General features: G+C 69.3%; 20 protein-coding genes. 12 read left to right on the forward strand and 8 right to left on the reverse strand.

The features are described 5' to 3' along the window. Positions 1-10 precede the first annotated feature (10 nt). Genes WD026_RS14880 through WD026_RS14895 form a run of 4 tightly spaced genes read right to left on the reverse strand, consistent with a single transcriptional unit; the run spans position 11 to position 4,151 of the window. Positions 11-1,777: a M61 family metallopeptidase gene (locus WD026_RS14880; protein ID WP_425724441.1), complete on the reverse strand. Its 1,767-nt coding sequence runs from the start codon at positions 1,775-1,777 to the stop codon at positions 11-13. After that, on the reverse strand, positions 1,774-2,247 hold the full coding sequence (locus WD026_RS14885; protein ID WP_425724442.1) for a DUF3429 domain-containing protein: 474 nt from the start codon (positions 2,245-2,247) through the stop codon (positions 1,774-1,776). The genes WD026_RS14880 and WD026_RS14885 overlap by 4 nt, the downstream gene beginning before the upstream one ends. Next, on the reverse strand, positions 2,244-2,960 hold the full coding sequence (locus tag WD026_RS14890; protein WP_425724443.1) for a DsbC family protein: 717 nt from the start codon (positions 2,958-2,960) through the stop codon (positions 2,244-2,246). Before WD026_RS14890 ends, WD026_RS14885 begins: the two co-directional genes overlap by 4 nt. Before the next feature lie 33 nt (positions 2,961-2,993). Continuing rightward, positions 2,994-4,151, reverse strand: coding sequence for an FAD-dependent monooxygenase (locus WD026_RS14895; protein WP_425724444.1), 1,158 nt, complete (start codon positions 4,149-4,151; stop codon positions 2,994-2,996). A gap of 94 nt (positions 4,152-4,245) precedes the next feature. On the opposite strand from WD026_RS14895, the gene WD026_RS14900 reads away from it, so the two are divergent. The 4 genes from WD026_RS14900 to WD026_RS14915 all read left to right on the forward strand — a co-directional run bounded on the left by WD026_RS14900 (position 4,246) and on the right by WD026_RS14915 (position 7,794). After that, a complete protein-coding gene (locus WD026_RS14900; RefSeq protein ID WP_425724445.1) occupies positions 4,246-5,136 on the forward strand; it encodes an MOSC domain-containing protein in 891 nt (296 codons plus the stop codon). Positions 5,137-5,186: 50 nt separating this feature from the next. Continuing rightward, on the forward strand, positions 5,187-6,281 hold the full coding sequence (ychF, locus tag WD026_RS14905) for a redox-regulated ATPase YchF (protein ID WP_425724446.1): 1,095 nt from the start codon (positions 5,187-5,189) through the stop codon (positions 6,279-6,281). A gap of 16 nt (positions 6,282-6,297) precedes the next feature. Beyond that, complete coding sequence (locus WD026_RS14910; RefSeq protein ID WP_425724447.1) at positions 6,298-7,050, forward strand: RNA pseudouridine synthase; 753 nt, start codon at positions 6,298-6,300, stop codon at positions 7,048-7,050. Between the two features lie 435 nt (positions 7,051-7,485). Beyond that, on the forward strand, positions 7,486-7,794 hold the full coding sequence (locus tag WD026_RS14915; RefSeq protein ID WP_425724448.1) for a hypothetical protein: 309 nt from the start codon (positions 7,486-7,488) through the stop codon (positions 7,792-7,794). Positions 7,795-7,825: 31 nt separating this feature from the next. On the opposite strand, the gene WD026_RS14920 is transcribed toward WD026_RS14915, so the two are convergent. Together WD026_RS14920 and WD026_RS14925 are read right to left on the reverse strand one after the other, a co-directional pair. Beyond that, positions 7,826-9,013 carry an MFS transporter gene (locus WD026_RS14920; RefSeq protein ID WP_425724449.1) on the reverse strand — a complete coding sequence of 396 codons (1,188 nt, stop codon included), beginning with the start codon at positions 9,011-9,013 and terminating at the stop codon, positions 7,826-7,828. A 55-nt stretch (positions 9,014-9,068) separates the two neighbouring features. Beyond that, positions 9,069-9,557, reverse strand: coding sequence for a YqaA family protein (locus WD026_RS14925; protein WP_425724450.1), 489 nt, complete (start codon positions 9,555-9,557; stop codon positions 9,069-9,071). Positions 9,558-9,703: 146 nt separating this feature from the next. Here WD026_RS14925 and dusB point away from each other — a divergent pair, with 146 nt between their 5' ends. From dusB to purH, 3 genes are read left to right on the forward strand one after another with little or no spacing between them, the layout of a single operon-like run. Further along, a complete protein-coding gene (gene dusB, locus WD026_RS14930; protein ID WP_425724451.1) occupies positions 9,704-10,726 on the forward strand; it encodes a tRNA dihydrouridine synthase DusB in 1,023 nt (340 codons plus the stop codon). Continuing rightward, a complete protein-coding gene (locus tag WD026_RS14935; RefSeq protein WP_425724452.1) occupies positions 10,723-10,962 on the forward strand; it encodes a Fis family transcriptional regulator in 240 nt (79 codons plus the stop codon). The genes dusB and WD026_RS14935 overlap by 4 nt, the downstream gene beginning before the upstream one ends. A 17-nt stretch (positions 10,963-10,979) precedes the next feature. Further along, positions 10,980-12,572 (forward strand): bifunctional phosphoribosylaminoimidazolecarboxamide formyltransferase/IMP cyclohydrolase, encoded by a 1,593-nt coding sequence (gene purH, locus WD026_RS14940; protein ID WP_425724499.1) that lies wholly within the window; start codon positions 10,980-10,982, stop codon positions 12,570-12,572. On the opposite strand, the gene hemL is transcribed toward purH, so the two are convergent. After that, entirely contained in the window at positions 12,562-13,863 is a 1,302-nt protein-coding gene (gene hemL, locus WD026_RS14945) for a glutamate-1-semialdehyde 2,1-aminomutase (RefSeq protein ID WP_425724453.1), read from the reverse strand. The two genes, purH and hemL, sit on opposite strands and share 11 nt — an antisense overlap. A gap of 21 nt (positions 13,864-13,884) precedes the next feature. Beyond that, positions 13,885-14,826: a bifunctional hydroxymethylpyrimidine kinase/phosphomethylpyrimidine kinase gene (gene thiD / locus WD026_RS14950; RefSeq protein ID WP_425724454.1), complete on the reverse strand. Its 942-nt coding sequence runs from the start codon at positions 14,824-14,826 to the stop codon at positions 13,885-13,887. Positions 14,827-14,978: 152 nt separating this feature from the next. On the opposite strand from thiD, the gene WD026_RS14955 reads away from it, so the two are divergent. From WD026_RS14955 to WD026_RS14975, 5 genes are all read left to right on the forward strand, one after another. After that, positions 14,979-15,152: a rubredoxin gene (locus WD026_RS14955; protein ID WP_086121230.1), complete on the forward strand. Its 174-nt coding sequence runs from the start codon at positions 14,979-14,981 to the stop codon at positions 15,150-15,152. 123 nt (positions 15,153-15,275) lie between these two features. After that, complete coding sequence (locus WD026_RS14960) at positions 15,276-15,671, forward strand: response regulator (protein ID WP_425724455.1); 396 nt, start codon at positions 15,276-15,278, stop codon at positions 15,669-15,671. After that, complete coding sequence (locus WD026_RS14965; protein WP_425724456.1) at positions 15,671-16,072, forward strand: response regulator; 402 nt, start codon at positions 15,671-15,673, stop codon at positions 16,070-16,072. The genes WD026_RS14960 and WD026_RS14965 overlap by 1 nt, the downstream gene beginning before the upstream one ends. Positions 16,073-16,095: 23 nt before the next feature. Further along, on the forward strand, positions 16,096-16,626 hold the full coding sequence (locus WD026_RS14970; protein WP_425724457.1) for a chemotaxis protein CheW: 531 nt from the start codon (positions 16,096-16,098) through the stop codon (positions 16,624-16,626). A gap of 55 nt (positions 16,627-16,681) precedes the next feature. Continuing rightward, the gene (locus WD026_RS14975) at positions 16,682-18,931 is read left to right on the forward strand and encodes a methyl-accepting chemotaxis protein (protein ID WP_425724458.1); all 2,250 of its coding nucleotides are present in this window, start codon (positions 16,682-16,684) and stop codon (positions 18,929-18,931) included. Positions 18,932-18,934: the final 3 nt, after the last annotated feature.

Consider the following 18,934-nt stretch of genomic DNA (forward strand, 5'->3'; position numbering starts at 1 on the left):
CGAACCGGGCTCAGCCGCCCAGCCAGCGGCCCACGGCGGCCGCATCCTGCGCAGACAGGCGCACCGCCTGTGCGGCGGCCGGCCATTCCAGCGGGCAGCGCAGCAGGCGGCGGTCGCGCGAGACGAGTGCCACCAGCCGAGGGCGCGCACCGCGCAGCCAGGCCACCTCGTCGAGCTTGCCGATGCGCCAGGCCTCGGCCGCCTGACCCCGCTTGAGCGGTGCCAGCTCGATGCCCAGCCACTCGTCCCCGGCGGCCAGGCCGGCGGCCTCGGCCGCCGAGCCGCGCAGCACGGTCTTGATCTGCACCGCGCCGCCGGTCTCGCTCACCCGCAGGCCCAGCTGCTGGGCCAGGGGCACCGGCTCGTCCTGCACCTTCACGCCAGCCGCCTGCAGCAGGCTCTCTACCGGCAGCTCGGCGGTGCTGTGCACCCAGGCGTCGAGCTCGGCGTCCAGGCTGCGGCCGGCGAGCTGGCGCAGCACGCGGCGCACGTCGGCCTCGCGCAGCGGCCCGCCGCCGGTGCGCTCCCACAGGGCGCGCATGGCATCGTCCAGCGAGCTGCCGCTCTGCCGCAGGGTGAGGTCCAGGCACAGCGCCACCAGGGCGCCCTTGCCGTAATAGCTCACGGTGGCGTTGGGGGTGTTCTCGCCCACCCGGTAGTACTTCACCCAGGCATCGAAGCTGGCCTGGGCCACCGTCTGCACCAGGCGCCCGGGCGTCTGGCGCAGCGGGTTGATGTTCTTGGCCTGCAGCTGCAGCCAGGTGGCATCGTCGATCAGGCCGGCACGGCGCAGGAACAGGTCGTCGTAGTAGCTGGTGAAGCCCTCGAAGAACCACAGCAGCCCGGTGTAGTTCTCGCGGTCGTAGTCGTAGCGGGCGAACTCGGCCGGGCGCAGGCGCTTGACGTTCCAGGTGTGGAAGTACTCGTGGCTGATCAGCCCCAGCAGGGTGGTGTAGCCGTCGGTGGCCTTGAGCGCGCGGGGCTTGTCGGCGCGGCGGGGCAGGTCGGCGCGCTGGCAGATCAGCGCGGTGCTGTTGCGGTGCTCCAGCCCGCCGTAGCCGTCGGCGCTGGCGTGCAGCATGAACACATAGCGCTGGAACGGCGGGGCCTGGTCGCCGTGCCAGAAACGGATCTGGGCCTCGCAGATGCGGCGGGTGTCGTCCAGCAGCCGATCCCCGTCGAACCAGGCACCGGCGCCGCTGACCACGAAACGGTGCGGCACGCCGCAGGCGGTGAACTCGCCGCTCCAGAAGCTGCCCAGCTCCACCGGGCAGTCGACCAGTTCGTCGTAGTCGGCGGCGCTGTAGCGGCCCCAGCCATCGGCATCCACCTGGGTCGGCTTCAGTCCGGTGGCCACTCGCCAGCCGGCCGGGGCTGCGCCGGGCGCGATGGTCAATGTGTGCGGGCGGTCTTCCTGGCCCACCACGCGCAGGCAGGTGCTGGTGCCGTTGAAGAAGCCGCGGGTGCTGTCCAGAAAGGCGGTGCGCACCGAGGCATCGAAGGCATAGACCTGGTACGACACGGTGAGCCTGGCGCCGGCCTCGACCTCGGCCCGCCAGCGGTGCTTGTCCAGCTGCTGCAGGGCCACCGGCCGGCCGTTGCTGGTGGCACTGAGCCCCTGCAGGTGCTGCGAGAACTCGCGCACCAGGTAGCTGCCCGGAATCCACACCGGCAGCGCCAGGACCTGGCGGCGCCCGGCCGCTGCCACCGTGAGGGTGATGTCGAACAGGTGGGCATGGGCGTCGCGCACCGCCACCGTGTACTGCACCGGGCTCATGTCGCCCCCGCCCCGATCAGGCAGCACAGCGCGGCCACCGACGAGAGCCGGAAGCGCAGGGGCAGCCAGGCCGAGAGGCCGGCGGCCGGGTAGAGCCGGCGGTCCACCAGGTAGCAGACCACCAGCACCAGCGCCAGCCACACCAGGCCGGCGTAGGCGGGCATCACCACGCCGGGCCAGGCCAGCAGCGAAGGCGCCACGCCCCAGGCCAGGTGGGTGCGTGCCTGGTCCTGCCCGCGTTCCATGCGCTGCCAGGCCACACCCCAGTGGATGCCGCCCAGGAAGGAGGCGATGAGTGCGGCGTAGGCCGACAGCGCCATGGCCACCCAGGGCGCCAGATCGGGCGTGACCAGCCACAGCAACAGTGCCAGGCCGGCAAACGGCAGCAGGCCGCCGTAGCCCAGCAGATCGATCAGGCGCCGGGCGGGATCCGGGCCGGGTGTCAGGGCGCGGGGCGACGTGGTGTTCATTTGGTGGCGGTCTGCTTCAGGCGGGCTTCGAGCTGTTCGGGGCTGAGCGCGCCCGGCACGCGGCTGCCGTCGGCAAAGATGATGGTGGGCGTGCCGGTGATGCGGGCCTTGCGGCCGAAGGCCACGTTGCGCTCCAGCGCGGCGGCGTCGCAGCTGGCGGCCGGCGGGGTGACGTTGTTGACCATCCAGTCCACGTAGGCCTTGCCCTTGTCCTTGGCGCACCAGATGTTGCGCGACTTCTCGGTCGAATCCGCACTCAGGATGGGGTAGAGGAACACATGCACCGTGATGTCGTCGACCTTCATCAGGTCGCGCTCGAAGCGCTTGCAGAAGCCGCAGTTCGGGTCTTCGAACACCGCGATCGTGCGGGTGCCCTTGCCCCTCACCAGGGTGAAGGCGTCCTTCAGGGGCAGGTCCTTGAAGCTGATGGCGGTGAGCTTGTTGACGCGCTCTTCGGTCAGGTCGATGCGCTGGCGGGTGTCGAACATCGAACCCTGGATCAGGTAGTTGCCCTCGGCATCGGTGTAGAAGATGTCGGTCTGGTTGATGCGCACTTCAAAGATGCCGGGCATGGGCGTCTTGCTGATCTCGTCGATGCGGGGCAGCGTGGGCAGGCGCTCGGACAGGTTCTTGCGGATGGTGGCTTCCTGGGCCGAGGCCGCGAAGGACAGGCCGAGCAGGGCGGCCATCAGCAGGTGGGCGATTCGTTTCATGGCGGGGTGTGGGGTCGTGAGGAGAAGAGGGGGTCAGGTGCCCTGGCCCATGGCCTGGCGCACCAGCCAGCGCTTGAGCGGGCCGCTGCGGTCGAAGGCGGACAGCCCCCAGTTGCGCAGCCCCTGGATGCGGGTGTCGTCGTGCGAGAACAGGCCGAACAGGCCGTCGGTGACCAGGCCCATGGCCTGCACGTCGGCGGCGCGGGCGCGCTCGAAGCGGCGCAGCAGGCGGGCATCGCCCACCTCGCGCCAGTATTCGCGGCCGGCCAGCACGCGGGCCAGTTCGGCCGCGTCGGCCAGACCCAGGTTGAGCCCCTGACCGGCCAGGGGATGCACCGCATGCGCGGCGTCACCGGCCAGGGCCACCATGCCCTGCTCGGTGCGGGCGGTCCATTGGCGGGCCACCGAACGCTCCAGCGGCCAGCTCTGGGCGGCGCCCAGCAGGGTCATGTCGCCCAGCGCGGCGTGGCAGCGCTGCTGCACGGCCGCGGCGAGTTCGGCACCGCCGGCCTGCTGCAGGGCATCGGCCCGGTCCGGCGGCAGCGACCAGACCAGCGCCACCGTGCGGCCGTCGGCACCGTCCAGCGGCAGCAGGGCCAGCACCTCGCCGTCCACGAACCACTGCCGGGCCACACCGCCGTGGGGCAGGGTGGTGGACAGGCGCGCGGCCAGGGCCTTGTGGGGGTAGGGCCGGACGTCGAAGTCGATGCCGAGTGCGGCGCGGGTGCTGCTGCGCCGGCCTTCGCACACCACGGTGAGCGCGGCCGGCGGGGCTTCGTCCAGGCGTTCGATGCCGGGCTGGAACTGCACCGCGTCCGCCAGACGGCGTTCCAGCGCGGGCACGTCCACGATCCAGGTCAGGGCCTCGGCCCCCAGGGGTGCTGCGTCGAAACGCAGCTCGCCGCCGTCGTCGCCGTGCACCTTCATGGCCCGCACCGGCGTGACGGCGGGCACCTGGCCCGGCGCATCCTCCGGCCAGGCCCGCACCGAGCCCAGCACCGCCTTCGAGGCTGCGTTCAGGGCATAGGCGCGCACATCGGCCGCACCGGCCGGCGCGCTGTGGCCCACCAGGGCCACCCGCAGCCGCTCCCGGGCCAGCAACAGGGCCAGCGTCAGACCGACCACGCCCGTGCCCCGGATGGCGACGTCGTGGCGCCGGACGCCGCCGGCTCGGGGGGTGTTGGAAGGCATGGGCTGGATTCTAGGAGCAGGGCACAATCCGGCGCTTTCTGCCGGATACGCCGTGTGTGACCGGCCCCCCTCCGAACCGTTCCCGAGACGCTCCATGAACCAGACAGCCTCCAGCGACCTGAATGCGACCATCGAAGAACTCTGGGTCTACCCGGTGAAATCGTGTGCCGGCGTGCGCCTGCCCGAGGCCGAGCTGTCGGACACCGGGCTCACCTACGACCGCGCCTGGATGGTGGTGGACGAGCAGGGCGATTTCGTGAGCCAGCGCGAGCTGCCCCGCATGGCGCTCATCCAGCCGGCCTTCCGCATGGGGCAGCTGCAGCTCAAGGCCCCGGGCATGCTGGCCCTGCACCTGGCGCTGGACGCTGCCGAGAAGCCCGCCCGCGTGCGGGTCTGGGACGACGAGGTGGAGGCTTACGACATGGGCGACGTGGCCGCGCAATGGTTCACCGACTTCCTGTCGCCCGATGCGCCCAAGGGTCTGCAGCGGCTGCGCCTGGCCCGGTTCGACCCGGTGGCCATGCGCCGCTGCGACCCGGCCTGGACCGGCGAACACGAGTCCCACACCCAGTTCGCCGACGGTTTCGGCCTGCTGGTGACCAGCCGGGCCTCGCTGGACGACCTGAACCAGCGGCTGCGCGCGGCCGGCCATGCGCCGGTGGACATGCGGCGCTTTCGGCCCAACATCGTGCTGGGCGGCCTGGCCGCCCACGACGAAGACCGCAGCGGCCCCATGACGATTGCCACCGACCAGGGCGAGGCGGTCATCGAGCCGGTCAAGCCCTGCGCCCGTTGCCCCATTCCCGACATCGACCCCGACACCGCCCTGCGCAGCTACCAGGTCGGCGATGTGCTGCAGACCTACCGCCAGGACCCGCGGGTGGGCGGCGCGGTGACCTTCGGCATGAATGCCATCGTCACCGCCGGCGACGGCTTCATGCTGCGCACCGGCCAGGCCGTGCGGGCCGACCTGCGGTTCGACTGACCCCCGCCCTTTAAAATTCGCGGTTTCCCCGACCGACCCGAAAGCCCTCCATGAGCCTCAAATGCGGCATCGTGGGCCTGCCCAATGTGGGCAAGTCCACCCTGTTCAACGCCCTGACCAAGGCCGGCATCGCCGCCGAGAACTACCCCTTCTGCACCATCGAGCCCAACGTGGGCGTGGTGGAAGTGCCCGACCCGCGCCTGCAGCAGCTCTCCGACATCGTCAAGCCCGAGCGCATCGTGCCGGCCATCGTGGAGTTCGTGGACATCGCCGGTCTGGTGGCCGGTGCCAGCAAGGGCGAAGGCCTGGGCAACCAGTTCCTGGCCCACATCCGCGAGACCGACGCCATCGTCAACGTGGTGCGCTGCTTCGAGGACCCCAACGTCATCCACGTGGCCAACAAGGTCGACCCGATCGCCGACATCGAGGTCATCCAGACCGAGCTGTGCCTGGCCGACCTGGGCACGGTCGAGAAGGCCCTGCAGCGCTACACCAAGGCCGCCAAGAGCGGCAACGACAAGGAAGCCGCCGCCCTGGTGGCCCTGCTGACCAAGGTGCAGGCGGTGCTCGACGAGGGCAAGCCGGTGCGCACCCTGGCCCTGGGCGACCAGGAAAAGGCGCTGCTCAAGCCGCTGTGCCTGATCACCGCCAAGCCGGCCATGTTCGTGGGCAACGTGGCCGAGGACGGCTTCGAGAACAACCCCTTCCTGGACCGCCTGCGCGAATACGCCAGCGCCCAGAACGCCCCGGTGGTGGCCATCTGCGCCAAGATCGAGGCCGAACTCTCCGAGATGGACGACGCCGACCGGCTCGAATTCCTCAAGGAACTGGGCCAGGACGAACCGGGCCTGAACCGCCTGATCCGCGCCGGCTTCAAGCTGCTGGGCCTGCAGACCTACTTCACCGCCGGCGTGAAGGAGGTGCGCGCCTGGACCATCCACATCGGCGACACCGCGCCCCAGGCGGCCGGCGTCATCCACGGCGACTTCGAGCGCGGCTTCATCCGCGCCCAGACCATCGCGTTCGACGACTACATCGCCTTCAAGGGCGAGCAGGGCGCCAAGGACGCCGGCAAGATGCGTGCCGAAGGCAAGGAGTACGTCGTCAAGGACGGCGACGTGCTCAACTTCCTGTTCAACGTCTGAACCCGGTCGCAGCCCGGTGACCGACGACGCGCAGCGCTTGGCCAAGCAGCTGGCCGCCCAGATGGGCTGCTCGCGGCGCGATGCCGAGCTCTACATCGCGGGTGGTTGGGTCAGTGTGGACGGCACGGTGACAGAAGAACCCCAGGCCCGTGTGCGGCCAGGGCAGGTCATCACCCTGGCCCCCCAGGCCCGGGCCGAGCCCCTGCCGCCGGCCACCCTGGTCTGGCACAAGCCGGCCGGCGTGGTGGTGCCGCCCGATGCCACCCTGCCCGACGCCCTGGCCCGCCAGTGGTTCGGTGCCGCGCAGCGCAGCCGCACCGACGCCTCGGGCCGGCGCCTGCTGCGCGCGCTGCTGCACCGGCTGCTGCCGGTCTCGCCCCTGCCGGCGGCCGCCAGCGGCCTGATGGTGTTCACCCAGAGCCCGGGCGTGGCCCGCCGCGTCACCGACCGGCAGTCGCCGCTGGAGCAGGAGTGGCTGGCCGACGTGACCGATGCGCCCACCACCCCTGATGCTCGCGAGGCGGTGCTGCGGTCCATCGGCAAGCCGCTGTACTTCGACGGGCGCGAACTGCCGTCGCTCAAGGCCAGCTGGCAGAGCGACCGCCGTCTGCGCCTGGCTTTCAAGCACGACATGCCGGACGAGCCGGCCCACCGCACCGCCCGCGCCGGGCTGACCGCGGAGCTGCACCGCCAGCGCATCGGCCGCATCGGGCTGGACGGCATGGCCGCCGGGCAGTGGCGCTGCCTGGGTGCCGCCGAGCGTTTCTGAGCCGCCGCCGCTGGACGGGTGGTTGACGGCCGGACGCGCGCCAGGGATTGGAGCCGGCCCGGCTGTCACTCAGGGAGGTCTCCATCACCTGCCTGTCCTTCCATGAGCCCCCGATCCCCCGACATCCCCCCGATCGTTTTCCCCCTTTCGATGTCCTTGCCCTCGCCGGAAGGACCGCCATCCCCCGCGACATCGCCCCTGTCCGGGGCCTGGGCAAAGCAGGCCACGCCGAACGACAAACCATCGGGCAAGCGGATCTCCCACTTCAGCCCCCGGCCGAAATCCGTCCTGCTCCACTCGAGCACGTCCGATCGTCAGCTCCCGCTCGAAAGCCCCTCGCCCTTCAAGCCGACCAGGCCGCGCCAGATCGACAGCGGGTCGTCCGGGGGCGCGCCACTGTCGCCCCGGTTCGCGCTGACGGACTCGCATCGACAGGTGCCCAGGCTGAATCTGTTCAACGACCAGCGGCCCATGCCGGAGCTTCCACCGGTCCCTGGTTCGTCGCCACCGCCTCCGATCCAGATCGACCCGTCGCCGGACGACGACGTGGAAGGCGAGGTCTGCGTCGAGTTCCTGGTGTTCGAGCGCTACCAGGTGATCGAGCCGTCACAGGGGGGTGTGCCCGGGTCGCCCCGAACGCCTCCGTCGTCACCCCAGTGGCCATCCAGCCCGAGGTCGTCCGGCGTCATGCTCTCGCCGCGTGGGCATTTCCTGGGCAACAAGCCCCGCGACACCCTGCAGTGACCAGGCCGCCCTGAAGGCCGGCCGGCGACCCTCAGGTCGCCACCATCGGCCGCATCTGGCGCGACGCGGCCCAGACGCTCAGGGCCATGGCGCTGCCCAGCACCACCAGGCCCACCCAGTGCAGCTGCAGCATCTGGCCGCTGGCGATCATGGCGCCGCCCAGGGCTGCGCCCATGGCCTGGCCACCGTACATGGCCGAGGTGTTGAGCGCCACCGTGGCCGAGGCCAGCGACGGCGAGAGCTGCACCAGCCGCGCCTGCTGCGCCGAGTTGGCCGAGAAGCAGCCCAGCGCCCACGGCACCAGCACCAGGGCCTGCTGCCAGATGCCCAGCCGGCCCAGCGGCCACAGCATCAGGCACAGCGCCATCGAGCCCAGGGTGAGCAGCACGGCGCGCGGGGCGCCGATGCGGTCGATCCAGCGCGACAGCATCACGTTGCCCAGCAGCCCGAACGCGCCGAACCACAGGAACATCAGCGACAGGCTGCCGCCGCTCAGGCCCAGGGTCTGCAGCAGGTAGGGGGCAAAGTAGGAGAACAGCGTGAACTGGCCAAAGGCCGAGAGCAGGGTCACGCCCACGGCCATCATCAGGGCCGACGAGCCCAGCGTGGCGGCCCAGGCCTGGCGCGACAGGGCGGCGGGTTTCACGCCATCCGGCATGGCCCGCCACACCCACAGGGCACTCAGCAGCGCCAGCACCCCCACCAGCCCGAAGGCCCAGCGCCAGCCCAGCGTGCCGCCGATGAAGGCCGACAGCGGCATGCCCATGACGGACGCCACCGACCAGCCCAGAAAGATGAAGGTGATGGCCCGCCCCCGTTGCTGCGGCTCCACCAGCAGGCCCACGCTGGCAGCGGCCTGCGGCGTGAAGATGGCCGGCGACACCACGGCCAGCACCCGCAGCACCAGCAGCACCGGGTAACTGGGCGCCAGCGCGCAGGCCAGGGTGAGCAGGCCGTACCAGACCAGCGAGAGCGCCAGCAGCCGCCGGCGGTCCCACCCGGCCACGAGCGATGCGAACAGGGGCGCACCCACGCCCATCAGGACGGCGGCTGCCGTGATCAGCTGCCCGGCCTTGGGGATGGACACCCCCAGCGACTGGCTGATGTCGGTCAGCGTGCCGGGCACCACCATCACCCCGGTGCCGATGACGAAGTTGCCCACCATCAGCGCCCACAACACGGGCGGGAGCGAAGGGCGTGCGAGGGCGGCGCTGGACATCGCCCGAGTGTGGCGCATCAGGGTTCACCCGCAGGTGCTGCGGGTGACAGCCCGGTCAACCCACCGCGCCCGGAAACACCCAGAGCAGACCCGACGTCATCACCACGTACCGTCCCAGCTTGCCGATGGCCATGTAGGCCACGCAGGGCCAGAAGGGCAGGCGCAGCCAGCCTGCCACGGCGCACAGCGGGTCGCCCACCACCGGCAGCCAGCTCAGCATGCAGGCCTTGGGGCCGAAGCGGCGCAGCCAGAGCAGGGCGCGCAGTTCGGTGGCGCTGTGCCCGGCGCCCCGTGCGTGTTCCACCGCCTTGTGGGCGCCCAGGCCCATGGCCCAGCTCACCGCGCCGCCCAGGGTGTTGCCGGCGGTGGCCACCAGGATGGCCGGCCAGAACAGTTCGGGGTTGAGCTTGATGAGGCCGAACACGGCCGGCTCCGAGCCCATGGGCAGCAGGGTGGCCGAGACGAAGGCCACCACAAAGACGGTGCTCAGGCCGACCTCGGGCAGGGCCAGCCAGTGCATGAGCGGGGTGAACCAGGTGGGCATGGGTGGGGCATTGTAGGAAGGCGGCCGCCGGATCGGCGGGGTCGGGGTGCTCAAAAAGTGGGCAGTACAATGCGCGCTTCGCCGGCCGGCCTTGCGGGCCGTCTCCCTGGCCCGAACACCCCCTCCCGCCACATCCCCCGACCCCCATGCAGATCGGCCCCTACGCCCTGCCGAACGCGCTGTTCGTCGCCCCCATGGCGGGGGTGACCGACCGTCCGTTCCGCAAGCTGTGCAAGCGGCTGGGGGCCGGCTACGCGGTCAGCGAGATGGTGACCAGCCGTCCCGACCTGCAGGACAGCCTGAAGACCTCGCGCCGTGCCAACCACGACGGCGAGGCCGCGCCCATTGCGGTGCAGATCGCCGGCACCGACGCGCCCATGATGGCCGACGCTGCCCGCTACAACATCGACCGTGGCGCCCAGATCATCGACATCAACATGGGCTGCCCGGCCAAGAAGGTCTGCAACAAGTGGGCCGGATCGGCCCTGATGCAGGACGAGGCGCTGGCGCTGCAGATCATTCAGGCGGTGGTGGCGGCCTGCGCTCCGCACGGGGTGCCGGTCACCCTCAAGATGCGCACCGGCTGGTGCCAGTCGGTGCGCAACGCACCGGTGCTGGCGCTGGCGGCCGAATCCGCGGGCGTGCAGATGCTCACCGTGCACGGCCGCACCCGCGAGCAGGGCTACAAGGGCCAGGCCGAACACGACACCGTGGCCCACATCAAGAGCCGCCTGCGCATCCCGGTGGTGGCCAATGGCGACATCGATTCCCCCGAGCGCGCCCGCGAGGTGCTGCGCCACACCGGCGCCGATGCGCTGATGATCGGCCGCGCGGCGCAGGGGCGGCCCTGGATCTTTCGCGAGATCGCGCACTTCCTCGCCACGGGCGAGCACCTGCCGCCGCCCGATCTGGCCGAGGTGCGCCCCTGGCTGCTCGACCACCTGCACGACCACTACGACCTCTACGGCGAGTTCACCGGTGTGCGCAGCGCCCGCAAGCACCTGGGCTGGTATGTGCGCTCGCTGCCGGTGGCTCCGGCCGAGGCCGACGCCTTCCGGCACCTGATCAACAGCACCACCACCATCGACGAACAGCTGCAGGCCGTGACCCGCAGCTTCGACGCCTGGCAGGCGGGTGCGTCCATCCTTCCGTGGAAACTGGCTGCATGAAAAAGAACAACAACCTGCACGACTGCGTGCGCTCCAGCCTGGAGGGCTACTTCCAGGACCTCGACGGCACCGAACCCGCCAACCTGCACGACATGCTGGTCAAGGCGGTGGAGCGTCCGCTGCTCGAGGTGGTGATGGAACAGGCCCAGCACAACCAGTCGCGCGCCGCGCAATGGCTGGGCCTGAACCGCAACACCCTGCGCAAGAAGCTGGTCGAACACGGCCTCATCGACTGAATTCCTCAACCTTGACCATTCCCATGCGCGCACTCATCTCCGTCTCCGACAAGACCGGCATCGTCGAGCTGGCCCAGGCCCTGCACCGCCAGGGCGTCACCCTGATCTCCACCGGCGGCACCGCCAAGCTGCTGGCCGAACAGGGGCTGCCGGTCACCGAAGTGGCCGAGGTCACCGGCTTCCCCGAAATGCTGGACGGCCGCGTCAAGACCCTGCACCCCAAGGTGCACGGCGGCCTGCTGGCCCGGCGCGACCTGCCCGAACACATGGCCGCCTTGAAGGCCCATGGCATCGACACCATCGACCTGCTGGTGGTCAACCTCTACCCGTTCGAGGTCACCGTGGCCAAGGCCGGCTGCACGCTGGACGACGCCATCGAGAACATCGACATCGGCGGCCCGGCCATGGTGCGCAGCGCGGCCAAGAACTGGAAGGACGTGGCGGTGCTGACCGATGCGTCGCAGTACGCCGGCGTCATCGAAGAACTGCAGGCCCACGGCCAGATTTCGCTCAAGACCCGCTTTGCGCTGTCGGTGGCGGCGTTCAACCGCATCAGCAACTACGACGCCGCCATCAGCGACTACCTCTCGGCCATCGAGTTCGATGAAGCCGCGGCTGTGCCCCAGCGCAGCGAGTACCCGGGCCAGGCCAACGGTCGCTTCGTCAAGCTGCAGGACCTGCGCTACGGCGAGAACCCACACCAGACGGCGGCCTTCTACCGCGACCTGCACCCGGCCCCGGGCTCGCTGGTCACGGCGCGCCAGCTGCAGGGCAAGGAGCTGTCCTACAACAACATCGCCGACGCCGATGCCGCGTGGGAATGCGTCAAGAGCTTCGATGCGCCGGCCTGCGTCATCGTCAAGCACGCCAACCCCTGCGGCGTGGCCGTGGGTGCCGACCCGCTGCAGGCCTACAGCAAGGCCTTCCAGACCGATCCCACCAGCGCCTTCGGCGGCATCATTGCCTTCAACCGCCCGCTGGACAAGGCCGCGGCCGAGGCCGTGAGCAAGCAGTTCGTCGAGGTGCTCATGGCCCCCGGCTACTCGGCCGAGGCGCTGGAGGTGTTCAAGTCCAAGGTGAACGTGCGCGTGCTCGAGATCGCGCTGCCGCCGGGCGGCGCCACCGCCTGGGAGCGCGGCCTGAACATCAGCGACATCAAGCGCATCGGATCGGGTCTGCTGATCCAGAGCGCCGACAACCATGTGCTGCAGCGCGCCGACCTCAAGGTGGTGACGAAGCTGCAGCCCACCGAGCAGCAGCTCGACGACCTGATGTTCGCCTGGAAGGTGGCCAAGTTCGTCAAGAGCAACGCCATCGTCTTCTGCAAGGACGGCATGACCATGGGCGTGGGCGCAGGCCAGATGAGCCGCCTGGATTCGGCCCGCATCGCCAGCATCAAGGCCGGTCATGCGAAGCTCACCCTGCAGGGCACGGCCGTGGCCAGCGATGCCTTCTTCCCGTTCCGCGACGGCCTGGACGTGGTGGTGGACGCTGGTGCCACCTGCGTCATCCAGCCGGGCGGCTCGATGCGCGATCAGGAAGTGATTGACGCCGCCAACGAGCGCGGCGTGGTCATGGTCTTCTCAGGCGTGCGCCACTTCAGGCACTGAGCGTCTTGAAGATGTCGCGGGCGGCTGACACGGTGTCCGCGATGTCCTGCTCGGTGTGGGCCGCGCTCACGAAGCCGGCCTCGTACAGCGCCGGGGCGATGTAGATGCCGCGGTCCAGCAGGCCGTGGAACAGGGCGTTGAACTTCGCGCCGTCGGTGGTCATGACGGTGGGGTAGTTCTGCGGCAGTTCGGGCATCAGGAAGAAGCCGAACATGCCACCTTCGCTGTCGCCGCAGAACGGCACGCCTTCGGCAGCGGCGGCGGCCTTCAGGCCATCCACCAGCGAGCGGGTGCGCGCACCCAGCGCTTCGTAGAAACCGGGCTTGCGGATCTCGGCCAGGGTGGCCAGGCCGCAGGCGGTGGCCACCGGGTTGCCCGACAGGGTGCCGGCCTGGTAGACGCCGCCCAGCGGAGCCAGCTGTTCCATCACGGCGCGTTTGGCACCGAAGGCTGCCAGCGGCATGCCGCCACCGATCACCTTGCCCATGACCGTCATGTCGGGCTCGAAACCGGGGATCAGCTTGGCGTACACGCTCTGCGCGCCGCCCAGGGCCACGCGGAAGCCGGTCATGACCTCGTCGAAGGCCAGCAGGGCGCCGTGCTGGGTGCACAGCTCGCGGCAGCGCTTCACGAAGGGCACGCTGGCCCGCACGAAGTTCATGTTGCCGGCAATCGGTTCGATCATCAGGCAGGCGATGTCGTTGCCGTGCTCGGCAAAGGCCTCTTCGAGCTGGGCGATGTCGTTGTACTCCAGCACCAGGGTGTGCTGCACCACCTCGGGCGGCACGCCGGAGCTGGTGGGGTGGCCGAAGGTGGCCAGGCCGGACCCGGCCTTGACCAGCAGCGCGTCGGCATGGCCGTGGTAGCAGCCGTTGAACTTGATGATCTTCTTGCGGCCGGTGGCGCCGCGCGCCAGGCGGATGGCGCTCATGCCGGCCTCGGTGCCGGAGGACACCAGGCGGACCATCTCGATGCTGGGCACCAGGTCGACGATGGCCTGGGCCAGCTCCACTTCGCGCTCGGTCGGCGCGCCGTACGAGAAGCCTTCCAGCACGGCCTTCTGTACGGCCTCCACCACGGCCGGATGGCCATGGCCCAGGATCATGGGACCCCAGGAGCCGATGTAGTCGATGTAGCGCTGGCCGTTGGCGTCCCAGAAATAGGCGCCCTGGGCACGCTGCACGAAGCGCGGCGTGCCGCCCACGGCGCGGAAGGCACGCACCGGGGAATTCACGCCGCCGGGAATCAGGGCTTTGGCGCGGTCGAACAGGATCTGGTTGCGGTCGGTCATGGTGGCAGCGTCGGCAGGGTTTCAGTGGCGGGTGGTGTCGAGCGGAAAGTCGTCGGCATCCAGCGTGCTGTCGGTGCCGGTGTCCCCGGGCGGGTCGGCGGCATCGTCGTCGGGTTCGTCGTCATGGGCCCAGAACAGGCGGTCGGGCACGGCATGGCCCATGCCGGGCTGGAAGCCGGCGTCCAGGCACTGGTCGAGGTAGGTGAGGGCTTCGGCGCAGGCCGACTGCAGGTCGGCACCGCCGCCGATGAGGGCGCACAGGGCGGCCGACAGGGTGTCGCCGGCGCCGCTGAAGGTGGCCTCGAAACGCTCGTAGCGCGCACTGGCCAGCACCGTCTCGGGCGAGGCCAGGTGGCTTTCCAGGTGCTGGTCGGCCGCGTTGAAGCCGGTCACCAGCGTGTAGGGCACGCCGTGCACCGCAGCGGCCCGGGCGATCTCTCGGGCATGGGGCGGCCGGTCGCCCTCCCACTCGGGCAGCAGCCAGCGGCACAGGGTGCTGTGGTTGCCCACCAGCACCGTGGTCTGCGGCAACAGCAGTTCGGTGAAGGCGTCCAGGTAGGTGTCGATCGCCATCTCGTCCCACCAGGAGAGGTCGGGCATGTAGGCGATCACCGGCACATCGGTGTAGTCGCTGGTGATGCCGGCAATGGCGCTCAGGTTCTCGGGCGTGCCCACGAAGCCCACCTTGAAGGCCTGGACCGGCATGTCTTCCAGCGCGCAGCGGGCCTGGTCGACCACCGCTTCCTCGTCGAAGGCGATGTGGTCGTGCACCTCGCTGGTGTCGCGCACGTAGGCCCCGGTGACCACCGCCAGCACATGCACCGAGGCACTGCTCATGGCGGTCAGGTCGGCGCTCAGGCCGCCCGCGCCGCTGGGGTCGTTGGCATTGAAGACCAGCACGCAGGGGAGGGAGGCCGGTGCGGAGCTGTCGTCGCGCAGGGAATCGGGGGAGGTGTCGGGCATGGCTCGCAACGTGCGTCCGGCAGGGGGTTCGCGTTCACCAGGAGGCTGTCCATTCACCCGGGATCAGCGGCCGTGCATCGGAATTTCCCGGGCGTGGACCGTGGTGATGCGCCGATACAATCGCGCCATTCTACGATAGGGCTTCTGACCAAATGACCGACAACAAGACCTGGATGTGCCTGATCTGCGGCTGGATCTACGACGAGGCGGCCGGCGCACCCGAACACGGCATTGCACCCGGCACCGCGTGGGCCGACGTGCCCATGAACTGGACCTGCCCCGAGTGCGGTGCCCGCAAGGAAGACTTCGAGATGGTGCAGATCTGACCTGTCGTCGGCGCACCACGGCCCTGGTAAGCCAGGGTGGCGATCCCGCTACCATGCCCGCTACATTTGCGCGATCCGGCCGGTCCCAGCCCTGACGGTCCAACAACCGGGAGTCCTCGCACCGTGAGCAACGCAGCGCCCCTGAAGGTCCTCGTCGTCGACGACAGCAACACCATCCGACGCAGTGCCGAGATCTTCCTCAAGCAGGGAGGTCACGAGGTATTGCTGGCCGAGGACGGCTTCGATGCCCTGGCCAAGATCAACGACTACCAGCCCGACCTGATCTTCTGCGACATCCTCATGCCGCGGCTCGACGGTTACCAGACCTGCGCGATCATCAAGCGCAACGCCCGCTTTGCCAGCATCCCGGTGGTGATGCTCTCGTCCAAGGACGGGGTGTTCGACAAGGCCCGCGGTCGCATGGTCGGCTCGCAGGACTACCTCACCAAACCCTTCACCAAAGACCAGCTGCTGCAAGCGGTGCAGCAGTTCGGTTCCAACCTCACCGGAGTCGCATGATGGCCACTGCACCGACGCCCATTCGCAAGATTCTTGTCGTGGACGATTCCAAGACCGAGCTGATGTTCCTGTCGGACCTGCTGGGAAAAAATGGCTACACGGTCTGTACCGCCGAGAACGCCGAGGCTGCCTTTGGTCAGCTTGACGCCGAAAAGCCGGACCTCATCCTGATGGACGTCGTCATGCCCAACCAGAATGGCTACCAGGCGACGCGGGCGATCAGCAAGGACCCGAAGTACTCGCACATCCCCATCATCATGTGCACCAGCAAGAGCCTGGAGACCGACCGGGTGTGGGGCATGCGCCAGGGCGCTCGTGACTACGTCACCAAACCCGTGAACGCCGAAGAACTGCTTTCCAAGATCGCCGCGATTGCCAAAGGCGACAACCCCAAGACCTGACACCCAACGTACCCCCGCCCAGCATGGCCAAACGACAGTCGCTCAAGGAGTTGCAGGAAAGGCTGGCAGAGCGTCTGACGGTCGCCAGGTCCGAGGCGATTGCCGCCACCTGGCTGGCCATCGAGGCCGGTGGGCGCAAGTTCCTGCTGCCGCTGGTGCAGTCGGGAGAGATCTTTCCGCTGGCGCCGATCCAGCGGGTGCCCTACACCAAGGACTGGTTCGTGGGCGTGGCCAACCTTCGGGGCGGCCTCAACGGCGTCATCGATCTGGCGCATCTCATGGGCCTGGGACCGGCGGCCGGCACTTCGGACCGCACCACCTCCGAGTCGCGTCTGGTGAGCCTGCATGCCGCCCTGGGGCTCAATGCCGTGTTGTGGATCGACCGGCTGCTCGGTCTGCGCAGTCCGGGCCAGTTTTCGGCCATCGAGGACTGCAGCCCTGACGATCCGGCATTCATCACACGGGTCCTGGTGGACAGCCAGGGCCAGCGCTGGCAGGAAATCGATCTGCAGCAACTGGTCAGCGAACCCGGGTTCCTCCTGATTGCTGCCTGAGGGCTGTGGCCCGTCTGCACAACGTCATCTGTTTTATCTGAGGGAAGGTGATTACATGGCTGCGCTTGACCGATTCCAGGGTCTTTTCAAGAAGAAACCGGCTGACGAGCCAGACTTGTCCACCGTGACCGACCAGGACGTGGCCGAGCTGGCCGCCGCCCGACTGGCCCCCACCGACGAGGCTGCCTTCGGCGCCGTCGATCTGAGTCCGGACGACGAGCAGTTGCTGGCGGGCGGTGGTCTGGTGTCCGTGCCGCTGCTGGGCCGAAAACCGGCCGAGCAGCATCAGCGCACGCTGGCCGTGCTGCTGGCCTTCGGCCTGGTGGTCCTGGGTGCCATCACCTTCTTCGTGCTGAGCCAGACCGAGAAGATCGGTCAGCAGGTGGCCACCAGTGGTCAGGCGCTGATGCAGTCGCAGCGGCTGGCCAAGAGCGTGTCCCAGGCCCTGGTGGGCAGCCCGTCGGCGTTCGCCGAGGTGCAGGACAGCATCAGCGTGCTCACCCGCAGCGTGCGCGGCCTCAAGCAGGGTGACGGGGACATGGCCCTGGACGCCCTGAGCGCCGAATACAGCAGCCAGCTGGATACCCTGCTGCCCAAGGTTGACCAGGCCGAAGCCAATGCCCGCACCGTGCTGGCCCAGCAGGCCATCCTGACCCAGGTGGGCAACGCCCTGCGCACCGTCAACCGCGAATCGTCCGACCTGCTGGAGATCGCCGAGACGATCTCGTCGCTCAAGCTGCAGCAGAACGCGCCCGCCGCCGAGATCTCGGCGGCCGGCCAGCTGGTGATGCTGACCCAGCGCATCGGCAAGTCGGCCAACGAGTTCCTGACCGCCGAAGGCGTGAGCCCGGAAGCTGTGTTCCTGCTGGGCAAGGACCTCAACACCTTCAAGGAAATCTCCGAAGGTCTGCTCAAGGGCAGTGAAGAGCTTCGCCTGCGTCCGGCCACCGACGAGCAGGTCAAGGAACGCCTGAACGCGCTGCTGCAGCGTTACGAGCAGACCCGTACCGAAGCCGGCGCCATCCTGGGCAACCTGCAGGGTCTGGTGTCGGCCCGTGAAGCCCAGGTGGGCATCGTCAACGAGAGCGAGCCCCTGCGCCTGGGCCTGCAGCAGCTGCAGGAAAGCCTGTCCTCCCGTTCGGGCCTGGGCGGTACCGAATTCGCGGCGCTGCTGATCTCCGCCACCTTCGCCCTGTTGTGCGCGGCCGGTCTGGCCTATGTGCAGCTGCAGGACAGCCGCCAGCGCCAGCTGGTGGCCGAAGCCCAGCGGCTGGCCGCCGAGGCGCAGGAGCAGGATGCCAAGCGCATCAACGACGCCAACCAGGCGGCCATTCTGCGGCTCATGAACGAACTGCAGACGGTGGCCGAAGGCGACCTGACCCAGGAAGCCACCGTGACCGAGGACATCACCGGCGCCATCGCCGACTCGGTGAACTACACGGTGGAAGAGCTCCGCTCCCTGGTGGGCAACGTGCAGGCCACGGCGACCCGCGTGGCGCAGACCACGTCGGCGGTGGAGGCCACCTCCACCGAGCTGCTGGCGGCCTCCACCGAGCAGCTGCGCGAGATCCGCGAGACCGGTCAGTCGGTGCTGGACATGGCCCAGCGCATCAACCAGGTGTCCGGTCAGGCGCAGGAATCGGCCCAGGTGGCCCGCGCATCGCTGCAGGCCGCCGAGTCCGGTCTGCAGGCCGTGCAGGACGCCATCGGCGGCATGAACGCCATCCGCGACCAGATCCAGGAAACCTCCAAGCGGATCAAGCGGCTGGGCGAATCGTCCCAGGAGATCGGCGAGATCACCGAACTGATCTCCGACATTACCGAACAGACCAACGTGCTGGCCCTGAACGCCGCCATCCAGGCCGCATCCGCCGGTGAAGCCGGTCGCGGCTTCTCGGTGGTGGCGGAAGAAGTGCAGCGGCTGGCCGAACGCTCGGCCGACGCCACGCGCCAGATTGCCGCACTCGTGAAGGCCATTCAGACCGACACGCAGGACGCGGTGGCCGCCATGGAGCGCTCCACGCAGGGTGTGGTGGAAGGGGCCAAGCTGTCGGACAACGCCGGTACCGCCCTGTCCGAGATCGACCGCGTGTCGCGCCGACTGGCCGAGCTGATTGAACAGATTTCGGACGCCGCCTCCCGCGAAGCCGATTCGGCCAACGAGGTGGCCGGCAACATCCAGCACATCTTTGCCGTGACCGAGCAGACCGGTGAAGGTACCCGGTCCACCGCCCAGCAGGTGCGCGAGCTCTCTGCCATGGCCGAAGAACTTCGCCAGTCCGTGGCGCGTTTCAAGATCGCCTGACAC

The sequence above is a fragment of the Hydrogenophaga sp. R2 genome, from assembly GCF_049843595.1.
GTDB lineage: Bacteria > Pseudomonadota > Gammaproteobacteria > Burkholderiales > Burkholderiaceae_C > Hydrogenophaga.

Bases quoted from the DNA above. Each gene is read 5' to 3' on its own strand.
- WD026_RS14970 (WP_425724457.1), top strand. From the start codon at position 16,096: ATGGCCAAACGACAGTCGCTCAAGGAGTTGCAGGAAAGGCTGGCAGAG.
- WD026_RS14955 (WP_086121230.1), top strand. From the start codon at position 14,979: ATGACCGACAACAAGACCTGGATGTGCCTGATCTGCGGCTGGATCTAC.
- WD026_RS14925 (WP_425724450.1), bottom strand. From the start codon at position 9,557: ATGCCCACCTGGTTCACCCCGCTCATGCACTGGCTGGCCCTGCCCGAG.
- thiD (WP_425724454.1), bottom strand. From the start codon at position 14,826: ATGCCCGACACCTCCCCCGATTCCCTGCGCGACGACAGCTCCGCACCG.
- WD026_RS14890 (WP_425724443.1), bottom strand. From the start codon at position 2,960: ATGAAACGAATCGCCCACCTGCTGATGGCCGCCCTGCTCGGCCTGTCC.
- ychF (WP_425724446.1), top strand. From the start codon at position 5,187: ATGAGCCTCAAATGCGGCATCGTGGGCCTGCCCAATGTGGGCAAGTCC.
- WD026_RS14895 (WP_425724444.1), bottom strand. From the start codon at position 4,151: ATGCCTTCCAACACCCCCCGAGCCGGCGGCGTCCGGCGCCACGACGTC.
- WD026_RS14965 (WP_425724456.1), top strand. From the start codon at position 15,671: ATGGCCACTGCACCGACGCCCATTCGCAAGATTCTTGTCGTGGACGAT.
- WD026_RS14975 (WP_425724458.1), top strand. From the start codon at position 16,682: ATGGCTGCGCTTGACCGATTCCAGGGTCTTTTCAAGAAGAAACCGGCT.
- WD026_RS14880 (WP_425724441.1), bottom strand. From the start codon at position 1,777: ATGAGCCCGGTGCAGTACACGGTGGCGGTGCGCGACGCCCATGCCCAC.
- dusB (WP_425724451.1), top strand. From the start codon at position 9,704: ATGCAGATCGGCCCCTACGCCCTGCCGAACGCGCTGTTCGTCGCCCCC.
- WD026_RS14885 (WP_425724442.1), bottom strand. From the start codon at position 2,247: ATGAACACCACGTCGCCCCGCGCCCTGACACCCGGCCCGGATCCCGCC.
- WD026_RS14935 (WP_425724452.1), top strand. From the start codon at position 10,723: ATGAAAAAGAACAACAACCTGCACGACTGCGTGCGCTCCAGCCTGGAG.
- WD026_RS14900 (WP_425724445.1), top strand. From the start codon at position 4,246: ATGAACCAGACAGCCTCCAGCGACCTGAATGCGACCATCGAAGAACTC.
- WD026_RS14920 (WP_425724449.1), bottom strand. From the start codon at position 9,013: ATGTCCAGCGCCGCCCTCGCACGCCCTTCGCTCCCGCCCGTGTTGTGG.
- hemL (WP_425724453.1), bottom strand. From the start codon at position 13,863: ATGACCGACCGCAACCAGATCCTGTTCGACCGCGCCAAAGCCCTGATT.